15 protein-coding genes, 1 tRNA gene and 1 pseudogene are annotated in these 20259 nt (G+C 41.9%); 15 read left to right on the top strand and 2 right to left on the bottom strand.

Annotation, left to right across the window (positions count from 1 at the left end):
• Positions 1-120 (top strand): annotated as a pseudogene (locus KO525_RS11105) (elongation factor Tu); the annotation flags it as partial.
• A gap of 509 nt (positions 121-629) precedes the next feature.
• Here KO525_RS11105 and KO525_RS11100 read toward each other — a convergent pair.
• Positions 630-1511 carry an aspartyl protease family protein gene (locus KO525_RS11100; protein WP_215963889.1) on the bottom strand — a complete coding sequence of 294 codons (882 nt, stop codon included), beginning with the start codon at positions 1509-1511 and terminating at the stop codon, positions 630-632.
• Between the two features lie 285 nt (positions 1512-1796).
• Here KO525_RS11100 and KO525_RS11095 point away from each other — a divergent pair.
• The 9 genes from KO525_RS11095 to rpoC all read left to right on the top strand — a co-directional run bounded on the left by KO525_RS11095 (position 1797) and on the right by rpoC (position 13876).
• Positions 1797-1873, top strand: a tRNA-Trp gene (locus KO525_RS11095).
• An 88-nt stretch (positions 1874-1961) separates the two neighbouring features.
• Positions 1962-2339, top strand: a complete 378-nt coding sequence (secE, locus tag KO525_RS11090) for a preprotein translocase subunit SecE (RefSeq protein WP_215963888.1) — start codon at positions 1962-1964, stop codon at positions 2337-2339.
• A gap of 3 nt (positions 2340-2342) precedes the next feature.
• Positions 2343-2900, top strand: coding sequence for a transcription termination/antitermination protein NusG (nusG, locus tag KO525_RS11085; RefSeq protein WP_215963887.1), 558 nt, complete (start codon positions 2343-2345; stop codon positions 2898-2900).
• A gap of 168 nt (positions 2901-3068) precedes the next feature.
• Complete coding sequence (gene rplK, locus KO525_RS11080) at positions 3069-3497, top strand: 50S ribosomal protein L11 (protein ID WP_215963886.1); 429 nt, start codon at positions 3069-3071, stop codon at positions 3495-3497.
• A gap of 3 nt (positions 3498-3500) precedes the next feature.
• Complete coding sequence (gene rplA, locus KO525_RS11075) at positions 3501-4202, top strand: 50S ribosomal protein L1 (protein ID WP_215963885.1); 702 nt, start codon at positions 3501-3503, stop codon at positions 4200-4202.
• A gap of 214 nt (positions 4203-4416) precedes the next feature.
• Complete coding sequence (gene rplJ / locus KO525_RS11070) at positions 4417-4905, top strand: 50S ribosomal protein L10 (RefSeq protein WP_215963884.1); 489 nt, start codon at positions 4417-4419, stop codon at positions 4903-4905.
• A gap of 88 nt (positions 4906-4993) precedes the next feature.
• Positions 4994-5359, top strand: coding sequence for a 50S ribosomal protein L7/L12 (gene rplL, locus KO525_RS11065; RefSeq protein ID WP_215963883.1), 366 nt, complete (start codon positions 4994-4996; stop codon positions 5357-5359).
• 227 nt (positions 5360-5586) lie between these two features.
• Entirely contained in the window at positions 5587-9615 is a 4029-nt protein-coding gene (gene rpoB / locus KO525_RS11060; protein ID WP_215963882.1) for a DNA-directed RNA polymerase subunit beta, read from the top strand.
• Between the two features lie 94 nt (positions 9616-9709).
• Complete coding sequence (gene rpoC / locus KO525_RS11055) at positions 9710-13876, top strand: DNA-directed RNA polymerase subunit beta' (RefSeq protein ID WP_215963881.1); 4167 nt, start codon at positions 9710-9712, stop codon at positions 13874-13876.
• Positions 13877-14000: 124 nt separating this feature from the next.
• On the opposite strand, the gene KO525_RS11050 is transcribed toward rpoC, so the two are convergent.
• Positions 14001-15521: an aldehyde dehydrogenase family protein gene (locus KO525_RS11050; protein WP_215963880.1), complete on the bottom strand. Its 1521-nt coding sequence runs from the start codon at positions 15519-15521 to the stop codon at positions 14001-14003.
• Between the two features lie 145 nt (positions 15522-15666).
• Here KO525_RS11050 and KO525_RS11045 point away from each other — a divergent pair, with 145 nt between their 5' ends.
• The 5 genes from KO525_RS11045 to KO525_RS11025 form a co-directional block, all read left to right on the top strand.
• The gene (locus KO525_RS11045; protein ID WP_215963879.1) at positions 15667-16578 is read left to right on the top strand and encodes an AraC family transcriptional regulator; all 912 of its coding nucleotides are present in this window, start codon (positions 15667-15669) and stop codon (positions 16576-16578) included.
• Between the two features lie 285 nt (positions 16579-16863).
• Positions 16864-17238, top strand: coding sequence for a 30S ribosomal protein S12 (gene rpsL, locus KO525_RS11040; protein ID WP_215963878.1), 375 nt, complete (start codon positions 16864-16866; stop codon positions 17236-17238).
• Between the two features lie 76 nt (positions 17239-17314).
• Positions 17315-17785: a 30S ribosomal protein S7 gene (rpsG, locus tag KO525_RS11035; protein WP_215963877.1), complete on the top strand. Its 471-nt coding sequence runs from the start codon at positions 17315-17317 to the stop codon at positions 17783-17785.
• Between the two features lie 36 nt (positions 17786-17821).
• Positions 17822-19924, top strand: coding sequence for an elongation factor G (gene fusA / locus KO525_RS11030; protein ID WP_215963876.1), 2103 nt, complete (start codon positions 17822-17824; stop codon positions 19922-19924).
• Positions 19925-19985: 61 nt separating this feature from the next.
• A partial coding sequence (locus KO525_RS11025; protein ID WP_252738705.1) for a GTP-binding protein occupies positions 19986-20259 on the top strand: 274 nt, incomplete at its 3' end.

Here is a 20259-nt window from a genome sequence, read left to right as displayed (position 1 = left end):
AACATCAAGATGGTTGTTGAGCTAATCGCACCAATCGCGATGGACGAAGGTCTACGTTTCGCAATCCGTGAAGGCGGACGTACTGTTGGTGCTGGTGTTGTAGCGTCAATCATTGCGTAATTTAAAGTCTCTTTAGAGAGAGTTTAAATCGAAAGAAGGTCACTTAGGTGGCCTTTTTTTATGGCTGAAATTTATGTAGCGGGATTATATCGGAAGAGTAAGGCTAGATGGCTAAAGTAAACAAGTTGCCGGAACTGTCACCGGTAGGGCGTTTTAGTGGCTGTTTATACTGGGCATATTGGGTTAAGAAAATTGCCCAGCAAAAATTGTAGCGGTATTGATTAACTGGCTTAGAAAATGGTTTCACACTTATAGTGATACAGCGCTTGTAGTTAACGTTTCGTTTAGAAAAGGTTTGTCTCTCGCTTAATGCCCATTAATTGTGAGTATGGCTATAACCGAACGATGCAGTGCTGTGTGCAAATAAAACACTCAACAAATTGAGTGAAGAAAAGTGTTTTAACAGGGATCATAGACATTATTATGGGCGTTAATGTTGGGCGCTCTTAGATATAAAAAAAGACCCAAGTACACCTTAGTGTAAATGAGTCTTTTATTAACCGCTTATGTTATCCAGAGATATGCACAAACCCAGTTTGATATTCAATGGTTACTATAAAGTGTTTTAGTACATCAAAGCCAACTGACCCGCGCAGTTTTTTTCCTTTAATGCGACTAAATGATTTTTCGTACCGAGGTCTAAGGTCTAGACTGTGACCTTTATCAGGAACTGCGGTAGCAATTTTTTCAATCTCAAAAGGACCAATTTTTAACATAGGTATTTCAAGTTGGTTCATTTCAACTTCTTGATTCAACTCTTTTAATGTTACACGGCCGGTTTTGTAGTCTCGTAACCAATCGCGCTTTTCAGACAAACTACGATCTATTGTTAAGCCAAGTGGTGATGCGGTGTCGAGTAAAAACCAAGCATCCTTTTCTTTGTTCACTGAAAGCTTCACAATTGGTACGCCATGATCACCCTCTACTCGTGATTCAATATTGTTGTATTTTTTCATGTTCACAGATTTTCGGTCTAACATACGTATTTGTTTATTAGGGTAGTCCACTTGCAAAATATAAAATCTGAAAAAATGCATGCCAATGACAACATCGCCAGATGGCAGATCAGATTCGATTAAATCGTCCATCTTAAATTCCGTATCAAATATCTTGATAGGAACTTCGTTGTACACTTGATAAAATTCATCATCCCAAGAATTTGCTATTTTTGTAACGCCACCTTTACTTAAGTTGCTTCCATGTTTAGCGACAAAGTCTTTCGAAATGTAGTTACTCACCGTACCTGTGTCTAAAATCGCTGTGGTTTCAATGCCATTAAGTGTAATTGGAATGTGGACATATTTATCTTTTAAACTGATTGGAAACCAGCCATCTTCATTAGCCGATGCTGAGAATGCAAATACAAGTAACGCTGCTATTAAATAACGCATTGTTAAATCCCTTTTAAATTAGTTTTCATTGGTTGGCAATTTAGAGATTCCTGAAGATTTGGCAACCGAAAATCCGCTTTAAATGTAACATTATGTTGTAAACGTTACAGGACTGACACGTTAGGAAGTGTTTTGATCATAATATAAAGGCAACTTAGCCTCTTGCCATCATCCGCTACTTAAGTATAATGACGCTCCCCCGCTTTTATGAATTTCCCAAAACGTTTAAAGAATTCACAAAAGTGGTGTAACTGATGGTTTTTAAATCATAGGTAACTTTGATGCAGGGGCGTAGTTCCAATTGGTAGAACAGCGGTCTCCAAAACCGATGGTTGGGAGTTCGAGTCTCTCCGCCCCTGCCAAACCTCAAATGAAAGCATAATGACGTTTTCATTTGAGGTTTGGATTAATAATATTAACTTTGACTAATAGCAGTAATAAGGTGTTTCAATGAGTGCCAATGTTGAGCAATCCAATAGTGGATTGGATATCGTAAAATGGGTAATTGCAATCGCTTTGTTAGCGGGAGCTGTAGTTGCGAATAATATGTTTGAGCAGGAATCTGTATTGATCCGTGCTGTCGGTGTAGTTGCCGCAGTGATCATTGCTGCATTTTTTGCCGCGACGACAACCAAAGGCAAAACGTTTATAGGGTTCGCTAAAGAGTCAAATAAAGAAGTACGTAAGGTGATTTGGCCTACACGTCAAGAAGCGACTCAAACAACTCTAATTATTTTTGCTGCTACTGTCGTTATCGCCATATTACTGTATTTTTTAGATATGGGTTTACGTTGGTTAGTAAGCGCGTTAACCGGTGTAGGGATTTAATTTATGTCTGAGACTGAAACTGAAAACAAATTACGTTGGTATGTTGTTCAAGCTTATTCTGGATACGAAGGTCGAGTTCAGAAAACACTTGATGAACACATTAAAATAAACGGCATGGAAGAATTTTTCGGTCGTGTATTAGTTCCAACAGAAGAAGTTGTTGAAATGCGTGCTGGTCAAAAACGTCGCAGTGAAAGAAAATTCTTTCCTGGTTATGTTTTAGTAGAAATGGCCATGAACGAAGAAGCTTGGCATTTAGTTAAAAGTACGCCTCGTGTTCTTGGTTTCATCGGTGGTACTTCGGACCGCCCAGCACCAATTACAAATAAAGAAGCTGATGCGATCTTAAATCGTCTTGAAGAAAATGTTGATAAGCCTAAGCCTAAAACATTGTTCGAACCTGGCGAAGTTGTTCGCGTTACAGATGGTCCTTTTGCTGACTTTAACGGTGTTGTTGAAGAAGTGGATTACGAAAAGAGCCGCGTAAAAGTATCTGTATTAATATTTGGTCGTTCTACACCTGTTGAACTTGAGTTTGGCCAGGTAGAAAAAGATAAGTAATTCGTCAAGAAAAATTTATCTAAATATTGTAAAGGGTTGCGATTGTCTATATAATGCGCGACCCTTTTGTGTGTGATTTAGTTCATGTACAAAAAATGAAACTGGGAAGCCGCTGAGTAAGAAACCTCGTTCTTACTAGGCTAAGACCCAAAAAAAGAGGAAGCTAAAATGGCTAAGAAAATTGAAGCGCTAATCAAGTTGCAAGTTGCAGCTGGTGCAGCGAACCCAAGTCCTCCAGTTGGTCCTGCTCTAGGTCAACATGGTGTGAACATCATGGAATTCTGTAAAGCGTTTAACGCAAAAACTGGCGAAATGGAAAAAGGCGCGCCAGTGCCAGTTGTTATTACGGTTTATAACGATCGTTCTTTCACATTCGAAACTAAGACACCACCTGCAGCTTATTTACTTAAGAAAGCAGCTGGTATCAAGTCTGGTTCAGGTCGTCCTAACACTGAAAAAGTGGGCACAGTAACTCGTGCGCAGTTAGAAGAAATTGTTAAGACTAAAGAACCTGATCTAACAGCAGCGTCTATGGACGCAGCAGTACGCACCATTGCTGGCTCTGCCCGTGCAATGGGCTTGAATGTAGAGGGATAATCAATGGCTAAATTAACTAAACGCGCACGTTTGATACGTGAAAAAGTTGATGCAACTCGCGAATATGGCATTGACGAAGCGGTTACTCTTTTACAAGAGCTAGCTACTGCAAAATTCAAAGAAAGTATCGACGTTGCGATCAATCTTGGTATTGATCCTCGTAAATCTGACCAGAACGTTCGTGGTGCTACTGTACTACCTAACGGTACTGGTAAAGATGTACGTGTTGCGGTATTTACACAGGGTGCTAACGCAGACGCAGCTAAAGCAGCTGGCGCTGACATCGTTGGTATGGAAGACCTAGCTGAGCAAGTTAAAGCCGGCGTTATGGACTTCGACGTAGTAGTTGCATCTCCTGATGCGATGCGCGTTGTTGGTCAATTAGGTCAAATCTTAGGTCCACGTGGCCTAATGCCTAACCCTAAAGTTGGTACAGTAACTCCAGACGTAGCTACAGCAGTTAAAAATGCTAAAGCTGGTCAGGTTCGTTACCGTAACGACAAAAATGGTATTATCCATGCTTCTATTGGTAAAGTTGATTTTGATAAGGTTGCGATTGCGCAAAACCTTGAGTCACTATTAGCTGCTATCGTTAAAGCAAAACCGTCTTCAGCAAAAGGTACTTACGTAAAGAAAATTTCTCTTTCTACTACGATGGGTGCTGGTCTTGCAGTTGACCAAGGTTCTCTTTCTACAGAAAGATAATCTACGAATTCGGGTTGAAACATGAACTTAGGTTCGTGTTTCCGTCCAAGACCGTAGGTGTTGATAAGCTTAGCTTAGAAACTTAATTTCCTACGCAGATGGTGATGACCCCAGAAGAATACCTTCTGGCTTTCACCGAAGCTGTTTAAGACTTAGTCTTAAACTTAAGTAAAAGAGTTGATTGTAAAATCAATTCAAACCAGGAGAAAAGCTAATGGCCCTAAATCTTGATGGCAAAAAAGCAGTAGTTGCTGAAGTCCAAGAAGCAGCCAAAGGCGCTCTATCAGCAGTTGTTGTTGATGCTCGTGGTGTATCTGTTACTGCAATCACAAATCTTCGTAAAGAAGCACGTGAAAACGGCGTATGGATGAAGGTTGTTCGCAACACTTTAGCCAAGCTTGCAGTTGCTGGTACTGACTTCGAATGTCTTTCAGACGTATTCGTAGGTCCAACTCTTATCGCATTTTCTCATGAGCACCCAGGTGCTGGTGCGCGTATCTTTAAAGATTTCGCAAAGAAAAACGAAAAGTTTGAACTTAAGAGTGCATCGTTTGAAGGCAACGTAGTAGACGTAGACGTGCTTGCATCTCTACCTACATACGACGAAGCTATCGCACGACTAATGAGCGTTATGAAAGAAGCCTCTGCCGGCAAACTAGTGAAAACACTAGCAGCTGTAAAAGAAGCGAAAGAAGCTGCATAATTTTTAGTTTCATTTATTTGAACTATTTAGCAGTTTTTGGTGAAAGTTATTTAAAGCGAATTAATCGCTTACAAAGTAGGAATTTAAAATGTCTGTAACAAACGAACAAATCTTAGAAGCAATTGCAGAAATGTCTGTAATGCAAGTTGTAGAACTTGTTGAAGCAATGGAAGAAAAATTCGGTGTAACTGCAGCTGCTGCTGTTGTTGCTGGTCCTGCGGCTGGTGAAGCTGCTGAAGAGCAAACTGAATTCGACGTAATGTTAACGGCTGCTGGCCCTAACAAAGTTGCATCAATCAAAGCTGTACGTGCTGCGACTGGTCTTGGTCTTAAAGAAGCTAAAGGTATGGTTGAATCTGCACCTATCGCTGTTAAAGAAGCAGTTTCTAAAGGCGAAGCAGAAGAGCTTAAAGCAGCTCTTGAAGAAGCAGGCGCGTCTGTTGAAATCAAATAATCTAACTTTTGTTAGATTATCTGCCTAAGTTTTAGGCATGGGCTGGTGATAAAATATCACCGGCCTTTTTGCGCTATATCAGTTGAAAACTTTTATATTGCAATAAAATGACAGTAATATCATTCTGCTAATCGCATATAAAGAACGATTTTACTGTTAAAAGGTAGTCTGTTTAGTCTATTACTAACAGGCTTATAGGGTCAAAAATCAGCAAGCTGAGGAACCACATGGCTTACTCTTATTCTGAAAAGAAACGAATTCGTAAGGATTTTGGCAAGCGCGAACACGTTTTGGACATGCCTTATCTTCTACAAGTTCAGCTTGAATCTTATAATAAGTTCATTGAAGCGGACGTAGACGGTAATAACGGCATTGAAGCTGCATTCCGTTCTGTTTTCCCTATTAAGAGCTATTCAGGTAGCGCAGAGTTACAATTTGTTAGCTATCGCGTTGGTGAACCTGTATTTGATGTTAAAGAATGTCAAATCCGTGGTGTCACATACGCTGCACCACTGCGCGTAAAACTTCGTTTAGTTCTTATGGATAAAGAAGCTGCTCCAGGTACTGTTAAAGATATCAAAGAGCAAGAAGTTTACATGGGCGAAATGCCATTAATGACAGATAACGGTACTTTTGTAATCAATGGTACTGAGCGTGTTATCGTGTCCCAGTTACACCGTTCACCTGGTGTATTCTTCGATCACGACAAAGGTAAAACACACTCATCTGGTAAAGTTTTATATAATGCACGTGTTATTCCTTACCGTGGTTCTTGGTTAGACTTTGAGTTTGATCCTAAAGATAACCTATTTGTACGTATTGACCGTCGTCGTAAATTACCGGCAACTATCATCCTACGTTCATTAGATTATTCTACAGAAGAAATTCTAGAATTATTCTTCGATAATATCGCTATTGAAATCAAAGGCGATAAAATCTTAATGGAACTTCAACCTTCACGCCTTCGTGGTGAAACTGCTGTTTTTGATATTAAAGATCAAGACGGTGAAGTGATTGTTGAAACTGGTCGTCGTATTACAGCCCGTCATATTCGTACGATGGAAAAATCGAAGATCAGTAATATAGAAGTTCCACACGAATATATTATCGACAAAGTTCTTGCGAAAAACTATGTTGATGAATCAACCGGTGAAATCGTTGCTAACGCTAACGATCTAATTTCTCTTGAACTACTCGCTAAACTAGCTGAAGTAGGTCACAAGAAATTTGAAATTATCTACACTAATGAGTTAGATCACGGTTCATATATATCTGACACTCTACGTGTTGACTCTTCATCTGACCGCTTAGAAGCATTAATCGAAATTTATCGTATGATGCGCCCTGGCGAGCCACCGACAAAAGACTCTGCAGAAGCGTTGTTTGACAATCTGTTCTTCTCTCTAGAACGTTATGACTTGTCTGCTGTTGGCCGCATGAAGTTTAACCGTCGTGTTAGCCGTGACGACTTAACGGGTGAAGGTACACTAAGTAAGCAAGACATTATTGACGTAATGAAAACCCTTATCGACATTCGTGACGGTAAAGGCGACGTTGATGATATCGACCACTTAGGTAACCGTCGTATCCGTTCTGTTGGTGAAATGGCAGAAAACCAATTCCGCGTTGGTTTAGTACGTGTAGAACGTGCTGTTAAAGAGCGCTTAAGCCTTGGTGACTTAGATAGTACTACGCCACAAGACTTAATTAACGCTAAGCCTATTTCAGCTGCAATCAAAGAATTCTTTGGTTCTAGCCAATTATCTCAGTTCATGGACCAAAACAACCCGCTTTCAGAAGTGACGCACAAACGTCGTATTTCTGCATTAGGCCCAGGTGGTTTAACACGTGAACGTGCAGGTTTCGAAGTTCGAGACGTTCACCCGACTCACTATGGTCGTGTATGTCCAATCGAAACACCTGAGGGACCAAACATCGGTTTGATCAACTCATTGTCAGTTTACGCGCGAGTTAACTCATATGGTTTCTTAGAAACACCATATCGTCGTGTTGTTGATGGTGTAGTGACTGGTGAAATTGATTACCTTTCTGCAATTGAAGAAGACAAGTTCGTAATCGCTCAGGCGAGTGCGGAAATGGATGCTGAAGGTCGTTTAACTGACGAACTAGTTCCATGTCGATTTAAAAATGAATTTACTATTACGAGTATTGACCAAGTTCAGTACATGGACGTAGCACCACAACAGGTTGTATCTGTTGCGGCAAGCTTAATCCCGTTCCTTGAACACGATGATGCTAACCGTGCCTTAATGGGTGCGAACATGCAACGTCAAGCCGTTCCTACTTTACGTGCTGATAAGCCGTTAGTTGGTACTGGTGTTGAAGCCGTAGTAGCAAAAGATTCTGGTGTAACAGTAGTCGCGAAACGTGGTGGTACAGTAGATTATGCTGATGCTTCTCGTATCGTTGTTAAAGTTAACGAAAGTGAGTGTCGTCCTGGTGAAGCCGGTATCGATATTTACAACTTAACTAAATACACCCGTTCTAACCAAAATACTTGTATCAACCAACGCACAACAGTTAGCGCTGGTGAACCGGTACAACGTGGTGACGTATTAGCTGACGGTCCTTCAACGGATCTAGGTGAATTGGCACTTGGTCAAAACATGCGCGTGGCATTCATGCCGTGGAATGGTTATAACTTCGAAGACTCGATACTCGTATCTGAGCGCGTTGTTAAAGAAGACCGTTTGACTACAATTCACATTCAAGAACTAAGCTGTGTTGCTCGCGACACGAAATTAGGTCCTGAAGAAGTAACTGCTGATATTCCAAACGTTGGTGAAGCTGCGCTAGGTAAACTAGATGACTCTGGTATCGTTTATATCGGTGCTGAAGTTAAAGGCGGTGACATCTTAGTTGGTAAAGTTACGCCTAAAGGCGAAACACAGCTAACTCCGGAAGAGAAACTTTTACGAGCAATCTTTGGTGAAAAAGCGTCTGACGTTAAAGACAGTTCGCTTCGCGTTCCTAACTCAGTATCTGGTACGGTTATCGACGTTCAAGTCTTTACTCGTGACGGTGTTGAGAAAGACAAACGTGCATTAGACATCGAAGAGATGCAATTAGCGCAAGCTAAGAAAGACTTAAACGAAGAGTTTAGAATCCTAGAAAACAATACATTCGCTCGTACGCGTGAATTATTAGTTTCTGGTGGCGCAGACGCAGCTTCTATAGCTGGTCTAGTTGGTGAGAAGTTATTCCAACAAAGCCTAAGCGACGAAACTAAGCAAGACGAACTAGAGCAATTAGCGGCTAGCTACGAAGAGCTTAGAACTGAATATGATAAAAAATATGAAGTTAAACGTCGTAAGATCACTCAAGGTGATGACTTGGCACCAGGTGTACTTAAAATTGTTAAAGTATATCTTGCTGTTAAACGTCGTATCCAACCTGGTGATAAAATGGCCGGTCGTCATGGTAACAAAGGTGTAATCTCTACTATTGTTCCAGTGGAAGATATGCCTCATGATAAATATGGCGAGCCTGTTGATATCGTATTGAACCCGCTAGGTGTACCGTCGCGGATGAACGTTGGTCAGATACTAGAAACACACTTAGGTATGGCTGCTCGTGGTTTGGGTGAAAAACTTGACCGCATGATTAAAGAGCAGAAAGAACTTGCGGAAATCCGTGAATTCCTAGGCAAAATCTACGCATCTGGTACTTCTCGTCAAGAAGTTGATATTGATACTTTCTCTGATGATGAAGTTCGCCGTTTAGCACAAAACTTGCGTGCTGGTGTGCCAATTGCGACTCCAGTTTTCGACGGTGCTGCCGAAGAAGAAATCAAAGACTTATTTGAACTTGCCGATATGCCTCGCAGTGGTCAATTTACCCTGTTTGATGGTCGTACTGGTAATGCGTTCGAACGTAAAGTAACTGTTGGTTACATGTACATGCTTAAACTTAACCACTTGGTTGATGACAAGATGCACGCACGTTCAACTGGTTCATACAGCCTAGTAACTCAGCAACCACTTGGTGGTAAAGCTCAGTTCGGTGGTCAGCGTTTCGGAGAGATGGAAGTATGGGCACTAGAAGCTTATGGTGCTGCTTACACGCTTCAAGAAATGCTAACTGTTAAGTCAGATGATGTTAATGGTCGTACTAAGATGTATAAAAACATCGTTGATGGTGACCATCGCATGGAACCTGCGATTCCGGAATCATTCAACGTATTGTTGAAAGAAATCCGTTCGTTAGGTTTAAACATCGAGCTGGAAGAAGAGTAAATCTAAAGGTAGCCCTTTAGGTTTCTGTAGAAATTGAGTGGTGGGGTAGACAATTGCGTTTGCCCCAATGTTTCACTCCGACAGGAGAACAAAAGTGAAAGACTTACTTAAGTTTTTGAAACAACAAAATAAAAGCGAAGAGTTTGATTCGATTCGAATCGGCTTAGCGTCTCCGGACGTAGTTCGCTCATGGTCTTTTGGTGAAGTTAAAAAGCCAGAAACCATCAACTATCGTACGTTCAAACCTGAACGCGATGGGTTGTTCTGTGCGCGTATCTTTGGTCCAGTAAAAGATTACGAATGTTTGTGTGGTAAATACAAGCGTCTTAAGCACCGTGGTGTTATCTGTGAAAAATGTGGCGTAGAAGTGACATTGACTAAAGTACGTCGTGAACGTATGGGTCATATCGAACTTGCAAGCCCAGTTGCACATATATGGTTCCTAAAATCACTACCGTCTCGTATCGGCTTAATGCTTGATATGACGTTACGTGATATTGAACGTGTCCTTTATTTTGAGTCTTATGCCGTTGTTGAAGCTGGCATGACGACACTTGAAAAAGGTCAAATGTTGTCTGAAGAAGAATATTTAGACTCATTAGAAGAGCACGGAGATGAATTTGAAGCGAAAATGGGTGCTGAAGCCGTTTTCGATCTTTTAAAAGACATCGACATCAATCAGCAATATGCTGAGATGAAAGAAGAACTACCTACTGTTACGTCTGAAACAAAACGTAAAAAGTTAACTAAACGCCTTAAATTAATGGAAGCGTTTGTTAATTCTGGTAACCGTCCTGAATGGATGGTTATGACAGTATTGCCAGTTCTTCCACCAGATCTTCGTCCATTGGTACCACTAGATGGTGGCCGTTTTGCGACGTCTGATTTGAATGACTTATACCGTCGTGTTATTAACCGTAATAACCGTTTGAAGCGTCTTTTAGACCTTGCTGCGCCTGATATTATCGTTCGCAACGAAAAACGTATGTTACAAGAAGCGGTTGATGCATTACTAGATAACGGTCGTCGTGGCCGCGCTATCACAGGTTCTAACAAACGTCCTCTTAAATCTTTGGCTGATATGATCAAAGGTAAACAGGGTCGTTTCCGTCAGAATCTACTAGGTAAGCGTGTTGACTACTCTGGTCGTTCTGTAATCACGGTTGGTCCTACTCTTAAATTGCACCAGTGTGGTCTTCCTAAGAAGATGGCACTTGAGTTATTTAAACCATTTATCTATGGCAAACTTGAACTTCGTGGCATGGCTACGACGATTAAAGCAGCTAAGAAAATGGTTGAGCGCGAAGTAGCGGAAGTTTGGGATATCTTAGATGAAGTTATCCGTGAACATCCAGTTATGTTAAACCGTGCACCAACGCTTCACAGACTTGGTATTCAAGCGTTTGAACCAGTTCTAATCGAAGGTAAAGCGATTCAGTTACACCCATTAGTATGTGCGGCATATAACGCCGACTTCGATGGTGACCAAATGGCTGTACACGTACCTTTGACTTTAGAAGCTCAGTTAGAAGCTCGTGCGTTGATGATGTCAACAAACAACATTCTTTCTCCAGCGAATGGTGAGCCAATCATCGTACCTTCACAGGACGTTGTATTAGGTTTGTACTACATGACTCGTGACCGCATTAATGCGAAAGGCGAAGGCATAGTATTCAAAGATGCAAAAGAAGCTGAGAAAGCATACCGTACAGGTTATGCCGATCTTCATGCACGTGTAAAAGTGCGCATGACTCAAGTGACTTTTGATGAAGATGGAAATCGTTCTGAGCACACAGGTCTTGTTGCTACGACTGTCGGTCGTGCAATCTTATCTATGATCGCGCCAGTTGGATTCCCGTTTGAATTCATGAACCAAGCGTTAGGCAAAAAACAAATCTCAATGTTGATCAACGAGTGTTACCGTCGTCTTGGAATTAAAGACACTGTAATCTTCGCTGACCAAATCATGTATACCGGTTTCCACTACGCGATGTTAGCGGGTAACTCTATCGGTATCGACGATTTAGTTATTCCAGATGCTAAATATGACATTATTGAAGACTCTCAAGCAGAAGTTGCTGAAATTCAAGACCAGTTCCAACAAGGTCTAGTAACAGCTGGTGAGAAATACAATAAAGTTATCGATATCTGGTCAACGGCTAACGAAAAAGTTTCTAAAGCCATGATGGACAACCTTTCTACTGAAACGGTTATAAACCGTGACGGTGTAGAGGAAACTCAACCATCATTTAACAGCGTATTTATGATGGCTGACTCTGGTGCTCGTGGTAGTGCCGCTCAGATACGTCAGCTAGCTGGTATGCGTGGCTTGATGGCTAAGCCTGATGGCTCAATCATCGAAACGCCAATCACTGCAAACTTCCGTGAAGGTCTGAACGTACTACAGTACTTCATCTCTACTCACGGTGCGCGTAAAGGTTTGGCCGATACGGCATTGAAAACAGCTAACTCGGGTTACCTAACTCGACGTCTTGTTGATGTAGGCCAAGATTTGGTTATCAACGAAACAGACTGTGGTACGACTGAAGGTATCACGATGAAGCCATTAATCGAAGGCGGCGACGTTGTTGAGCCACTTCGTGAACGTGTACTTGGTCGTGTAACACTTACAGATGTAACAATTCCTAAGTCGAACGAAGTTTTAGTTGAAGCTGGCACTATGTTAGACGAGAAATTGTGTGACTTGTTAGAGCAGCATTCAGTTGACGAAGTTGAAGTACGTTCAATCATCACTTGTGAAAACGATTTTGGTGTTTGTGCATACTGTTACGGTCGTGACCTAGCACGTGGTCACCTGATTAACCAAGGTGAGGCAGTTGGTGTTATCGCTGCTCAATCTATCGGTGAACCAGGTACACAGCTTACGATGCGTACCTTCCACATCGGTGGTGCGGCATCTAGAAACACGGCAGCTAACAGTGTTCAAGTTAAGAGTGACGGTACTGTTCGTCTTCATAACGCGAAACACGTTACAAACCGTGATGGTAAGATTGTAATCACATCTCGTTCTGCTGAAGTAACAATTATTGACGACCAAGGTCGTGAACGCGAGCGTTATAAACTGCCATATGGTGCGGTTATGACTATCCAAGACAATGATGACGTTAAAGGTAACGACATTGTTGCAAACTGGGACCCGCATTCGCATCCAATTATTGTTGAACGTCCAGCGAAGATCCAATTCTCTGACGTTGAAGAAGCGAATACTGAAGTACAGACAGATGAACTAACTGGTTTGACTCGTACCGTTGTTAAAGACTTGTCTTTAGCTAACGCGAAAGAGCCGAAACTAATTGTAGATTCTGGCGAATCAGGTATGCAGGAAATTCGTTTACCTTCATTCACTACGATTGAAGCTAAAGACGGTTCTCAAGTTGTACCAGGTGACGTATTAGCACGTATACCTCAAGAAGGTTCAAAAACTCGTGACATCACGGGTGGTCTACCTCGAGTTGCAGACTTGTTCGAAGCTCGTAAGCCAAAAGAACCTGCTATCCTTGCTGAAATTAGCGGTACTGTTAGTTTTGGTAAAGAAACGAAGGGTAAGAAACGCTTAGTTATTACTCCTGAGGAAGGCGATGCGCACGAAGAGATGATCCCTAAATGGCGTCAACTTAACGTGTTCGAAGGTGAATCAGTTTATACTGGTGAAGTTATTGCTGATGGCCCAGAGGCTCCGCATGACATCCTACGTCTACGTGGTATAACTGCATTCTCGAACTACATCGTAAATGAAGTTCAAGAAGTATACCGTCTACAAGGTGTAAAAATTAACGACAAGCACATTGAAGCTATCTGTCGTCAAATGTTACGTAAGGCTATCATCACTGATGCAGGTCAATCTGAGTTCCTAATTGGAGAACAGGTTGAAGTATCTAAAGTGAAAATTGCTAACCGTAAGTTATTGGCAGAAGGTAAAGACTTAGTGAAATTTGACCGAGACTTGCTCGGCATAACTAAGGCTTCTTTGGCAACTGAATCGTTTATTTCTGCAGCTTCGTTCCAGGAAACGACTCGTGTACTTACAGAAGCAGCTGTTTCTGGTAAACGCGATGACTTACGTGGTCTGAAAGAAAACGTTATTGTTGGCCGTCTAATCCCAGCGGGTACTGGTTTCAGTTACCACTTGGAAAAAGCCGCAGCCGCAGCCGCGTTTGATAAAGTAGAAGATACTGAATCAGTAACTGCAGAAGATGCTGAACAGCAACTTGTCGCAGCGCTTAATGTTGGGAATGAGTAAGTCTCAACATTAGATAATAAAAACCCGCTAATTTAGCGGGTTTTTTTGTGTCTCGACGTTAGTCAATTACAAATAAAATGCTGACCAACTGGACCAAAATGATCACAGCTGGTCGTGGTAGGTTCTAGAAAAATCCCAATGGATTAATGTCGTAGCTCACCAATAGATTTTTGGTTTGCTGATAATGTTCTAAAGCCATTTTGTGGGTTTCTCTGCCGATACCTGATTTTTTGTAGCCGCCAAATGCTGCATGAGCTGGGTACATGTGGTAACAGTTGGTCCAAACTCGTCCAGCTTGAATCTTCCTACCCATTCTAAAGGCTTTATTCATATCACGGGACCATACACCTGCCCCTAATCCAAACTCTGAGCTGTTGGCTAATTCAAGAGCTTCTGCTTCATCTTTGAATTTTGAAACTGAAATGACAGGGCCAAATATTTCCTCCTGAAAAACACGCATTTTATTATGGCCTTCAAGCAATGTAGGTTGGATGTAATAGCCGGTACTCAGATCACCATCAATTGATTCGACATTACCGCCAATTAGTACTTTCGCTCCTTCATTCTTACCTATTTCAATGTAAGACATGATTTTATCAAATTGCTCTTTGGATGCTTGAGCGCCCACCATAGTTTCAGTGTCTAATGGATCGCCTCGCTTAATAAGTTTACTTCGGGCGATAACCTTTTCGATAAATTCATCATAAATGTCCTCGTGAACAAAAAGGCGAGACGGGCATGTACATACTTCCCCTTGGTTGAAATACGCTAATACAGCGCCTTCAATGCATTTACTTTGATATTCGTCTTCGTGATCAAACACGTCTGGGAAGTAGATGTTTGGTGACTTACCACCAAGTTCAACGGTTGATGGAATAATGTTTTCTGCAGCACATTTTAAAATATGAGAACCTACAGGAGTCGAACCAGTGAAGGCAATTTTGGCGATTCTATCGCTGGTTGCCAATGCTTGTCCGGCTTCGACACCAAAGCCATTTACGATATTTAGGACGCCTGGAGGAAGGACGTCTTGAATGAGTTCTGCAACAACAAGTATCGAAGCTGGTGTTTGTTCCGCTGGTTTTAGGACAACACAGTTACCAGCTGCTAATGCCGGACACAGTTTCCATGCCGCCATTAATATAGGGAAGTTCCACGGAATAATTTGGCCAACGACACCAAGTGGTTCGTGTATGTGATACGACATCGTGTTTTCGTCTATTTCAGCTAGCGATCCTTCCTGTGCTCTGATGCAACCGGCAAAATAGCGGAAATGATCAATGGCTAAAGGAACGTCTGCCGCTAAGGTTTCTCTTACCGCTTTACCATTGTCCCAAGTATCTGCGACCGCAATTAGTTCTAGGTTTTGTTCCATGATATCAGCGATTTTCAGCATTAAATTTGCTCGTGTAGCCGCTGGAGTTGTGCCCCAACTGTCTTTGGCTTTATGTGCTGCATCTAACGCAAGGTTTATATCTTTTTCATTAGAACGTGGAATTCGACAAAATGGCTGGCCGTTCACGGGACTCACATTATCGAAATATTGGCCATCAACTGGTTTTACCCATTCTCCACCAATAAAGTTTTGGTATTCATCTTTAAATTGTACGACGGCACCTGGTGCCCCTGGTCTTTTATAAATCATGGCAATTGCCCCTGTTGTGACTATTTATTATTAATTTTATAAGGGTGGTTTTCTGTACAAACCAAGAGTAAATTAGCTAGTATCTAATGATGTTGCTGTGCTGTAAGTTCGCTTTTATTTGCTGACAGTCCGAAAGGAGAGGTTGATGATCCAAAATAGAATCGTGAAACGAACACCTAAAGTCTTAGTTGAGAACAAAGTTAGTTTTGCCGCGGAGAGCTCTGAACTCAGTATTTACGATACATATCAAAGTGCTAGCAAAGTAGGACTGGTGTCCGACCAACTGATGTTTTGTGGCATGGTATCAGGCAAAAAGATTATGCACTCCGGCGACGTACACGATGTCTTTTTACCCCATGAATCTTTTGTTATGGCCCCAAATCAAGTTGTGGAAATTGATTTCCCCGATGCAAATATAAACACGCCGACAACGTGCTTAGCTATTGAGATTGCGCCTGAACGAGTCCATTTAGTCGCCGACCAATTAAATAAAGTAAGTCCTAAAAATAAAGAGTTTGGTGATTGGCGTTATCAAAATAAGGTACTTCACACTCACCATACAACGCAGACTCAAGCGCTGCTTGATCGTATCGTAGAAATTTTTACCGAAAACAATCCAGATCGACAATTTTTGATCGACCTTGCGGTAACTGAATTAAGTGCACGGTTGTTGCGACAACAAACGCGGGATTTTATTGTAGCTTATTGCCAACATGACCCTGAAGCGAATCAAATTAACGCTGTAGTGAATTACATTCTTGCAAACCTCGAACAACCACTTGATATCGAACATCTTTGTAAAATGGCCTTTATGGGCAGAACCAAGTTTTTTAGCGAATTTAAAAATCACCTAGGATGTTCGCCTATTGTTTTTCAACAACAGGAGCGATTGAAAAAAGCTGCTCGCTTATTAGAGAAAGGAATGCAAATTACAGAAGCAAGCTTCATTGTTGGCTTTCAAAACACAAGTCATTTTAGTAAAGCTTTTCGGGCGTTTTTTGGGCAAAGTCCAACATTATATAAACAACAAAAATCAAATATTTACAGGTTAAATTAATTCATCCTAAATTGTTTTAGTGATTTAACTTATTGTATTTCATGTAAAATAAGTGGGTTTGATAAGCGCGGAGCCCACTGGTGTAGATGGCACCCGTTAACTAAATAAATATTGTTGTCCTCTAAATTTTACTAAGTTTCCAAATTCCTACTGATCTTTTATTTTGATCCTAGTCATTCGCAGGTTGACAGGTTGATTTTCGAGCATTAGAATACGCCACCCCTTAATTTAGGGGAGGCGCGATTGTGCGTCTATGGGTAGAAATCAACTAATCAGGAGCTTTAAATGGCAACTATTAACCAGTTGGTACGTAAGCCTCGTCGCTCTAAGACAAAACGTAATATGTCTGAAGCATTGGACGCATGTCCTCAAAGACGTGGTGTATGTACTCGTGTTTATACAACTACACCTAAGAAGCCGAACTCTGCACTACGTAAAGTAGCTCGTGTTCGTCTTACTAATGGTAACGAAGTTACATCTTATATCGGTGGTGAAGGTCATAACCTTCAGGAACATAGCGTAATCTTAATCCGTGGTGGTCGTGTTAAAGACTTACCAGGTGTACGTTTCCACACTGTACGTGGCGCACTTGACTGTGCTGGCGTTGCAGACCGTCGCGTAGGCCGTTCGAAATACGGTACTAAAAAGCCAAAATCTTAACGGTTCTCCGTTAGTAAGGCCAAGCAAACTTAATTATTAGTTTTGGGTTATTCCTGAAGCATACCGGAGAATTAAAATGCCAAGAAGAAGAGTCGTAGGTCAACGTAAAGTTCTTCCTGATCCTAAGTTCGGATCAGAGTTATTGACCAAATTCATCAACGTAGTAATGTTAGATGGCAAAAAAGCTGTAGCTGAGAAAATCATCTACGGTGCGTTAGACGTAGCATCAGAGAAATCTGGCAAAGCTCACCTCACAATCCTTGAAGAAGCACTAGACAACGTTCGCCCTAGCGTCGAGGTTAAATCTCGTCGTGTTGGTGGTTCTACGTACCAAGTACCTGTAGAAGTTCGTCCTGTGCGTCGTAATACACTAGCCATGCGTTGGTTAGTTGAAGCTGCCCGCAAACGAGGTGAGAAATCAATGGCTTTACGTCTAGCTCACGAATTAGCTGACGCTGCTGATAACAAAGGTTCTGCTGTTAAAAAACGTGAAGACGTTCATAAAATGGCAGACGCGAATAAAGCATTCGCTCATTACCGTTGGTAATCAACAGATTTTAGATGGAACCATTAAGAGGAATTTATGGCGCGTAAGACACCAATTGAGCAATACCGAAATATCGGCATCGTTGCTCATGTTGATGCCGGTAAAACGACAACAACTGAACGAGTACTTTTTTATACTGGTCTTTCTCATAAGATCGGCGAAGTGCACGATGGTGCGGCGACTATGGACTGGATGGAACAGGAGCAGGAGCGTGGTATAACCATTACTTCTGCTGCTACCACCTGTTTTTGGCGCGGTATGGATGGTCAGTTTACTGATCATCGAATTAACATTATTGATACCCCAGGGCACGTAGACTTTACGATTGAAGTAGAGCGTTCATTACGTGTTTTGGATGGTGCAGTAGTTGTTTTGTGTGCATCTTCGGGTGTGCAGCCGCAAACGGAAACGGTTTGGCGTCAAGCTGATAAGTATCATGTACCGCGTATGATCTTTGTAAACAAGATGGACCGCACAGGTGCAGACTTTTTGTCTGTTGTACAACAGATAAAAGATCGCTTGGGTGCTACACCGGTTCCAGTTCAATTACCAATAGGTGCCGAAGATAATTTTCAGGGCGTTGTTGACCTCTTTAAGATGAAAGCAATTAACTGGACTGAATCTGACCAAGGTATGTCATTCACTTATGAAGACATTCCAGCGGATATGGCAGAGTTAGCTGAAGAATACCGCCAAGAGATGATCGAAGCGGCTGCGGAAGCTAACGACGATTTGATGGACAAGTATCTTGAAGGTGAAGACCTGACAGAAGTAGAAATCAAAGCGGCCTTGCGTCAACGAACACTCAAAAATGAAATTGTTCTTTGTGCATGTGGATCGGCATTCAAAAATAAAGGCGTACAAGCTGTGCTAGACATGGTTGTCGAATTTATGCCTGCCCCCACAGATGTTCCAGCAATACAAGGTATCAATGAAGATGATTCAATTGGCGAACGCCATGCTGATGACTCTGAACCCTTTGCGGCACTTGCATTTAAAATTGCAACTGACCCATTTGTTGGTACCTTAACCTTTTTCCGCGTTTATTCTGGTGTTGTGCAAACTGGTGACAGTGTGTTCAATCCAATTAAAGGCAAAAAAGAACGTTTTGGGCGTATCGTACAGATGCACTCAAACAACCGTGAAGAAATAAAAGAAGTAAGAGCGGGTGATATTGCCGCGGCCGTAGGCCTTAAAGCAGTAACCACAGGTGAAACTTTGTGTTCACCAGATCACAAGATCACGCTTGAGCGAATGGAGTTTCCAGATCCAGTTATTTCTATTGCGGTAGAACCAAGATCGCAACCAGACCAAGAAAAAATGGCCGTGGCGCTAGGCAAGCTAGCAGCAGAAGACCCGTCGTTCCGAGTGGCAACTGACGAAGAATCTGGCCAAACCATTATTTCTGGCATGGGCGAACTTCATTTGGATATAATCGTTGACCGTATGCGTCGCGAGTTTAACGTTGACTGTAATGTCGGTAAGCCTCAAGTGGCCTATCGAGAATGTATTACTTCAGCGGTCGAAATTGAAGGGAAATTTATACGTCAATCAGGTGGTCGTGGCCAATATGGTCATGTCTGGTTGAAGTTAGAGCCTATGAGCGTAGAAGGCGACAAAACCTATGAATTCGTTAACGAAGTTGTAGGCGGCGTTATCCCTAAAGAGTACATTCCTGCTATTGATAAAGGTATTCAAGAGCAAATTAAGAATGGTGTACTTGCTGGGTACCCAGTATTGGGCGTCAAGGCAACATTATTTGATGGTTCATTCCATGATGTTGACTCTAATGAAATGGCGTTTAAAATTGCCGGTTCAATGGCATTCAGAGATGGAGCCTTGAAAGCATCACCTAAGTTACTCGAGCCGATGATGAAAGTAGAAGTCATTTCGCCTGAAGGTAATATGGGCGATGTTGTTGGTGACCTCAACCGCCGTCGAGGAATGATTGACGGTATGGACGATGCACCAGGCGGACTAAAAGCCATTAAAGCGCAAGTACCTCTGGCTGAAATGTTTGGATATGCAACTGCGTTGCGAAGTGCAACTCAGGGGCGAGCTTCGTACTCCATGGAATTTATGAAGTACGCTGAAGCACCTAACAATGTCGCAGACATAATAATGTCTGGCAGACGATAACTATTATTTAATTATTGCGACCTATAAATAGGTCAAATTATCAATTTAAGGAAACTTAAAAATGGCTAGACAAAAGTTTGAACGTACGAAACCGCACGTTAACGTTGGTACAATCGGTCACGTTGACCACGGTAAAACTACATTAACAGCTGCAATCTCTGCAGTTCTTTCTAAAACTTACGGTGGTGAGTCTCGCGATTTCGCACAAATCGATAATGCTCCTGAAGAGCGTGAGCGTGGTATTACAATCAATACTTCTCACATCGAGTATGACACTCCAACTCGTCACTACGCACACGTAGATTGTCCAGGACACGCCGATTATGTTAAAAACA

Source organism: Psychrosphaera sp. B3R10 (genome assembly GCF_018861025.1).
GTDB lineage: Bacteria > Pseudomonadota > Gammaproteobacteria > Enterobacterales > Alteromonadaceae > Psychrosphaera > Psychrosphaera algicola.
This window is presented reverse-complemented; position numbering and strand designations above follow the sequence as displayed.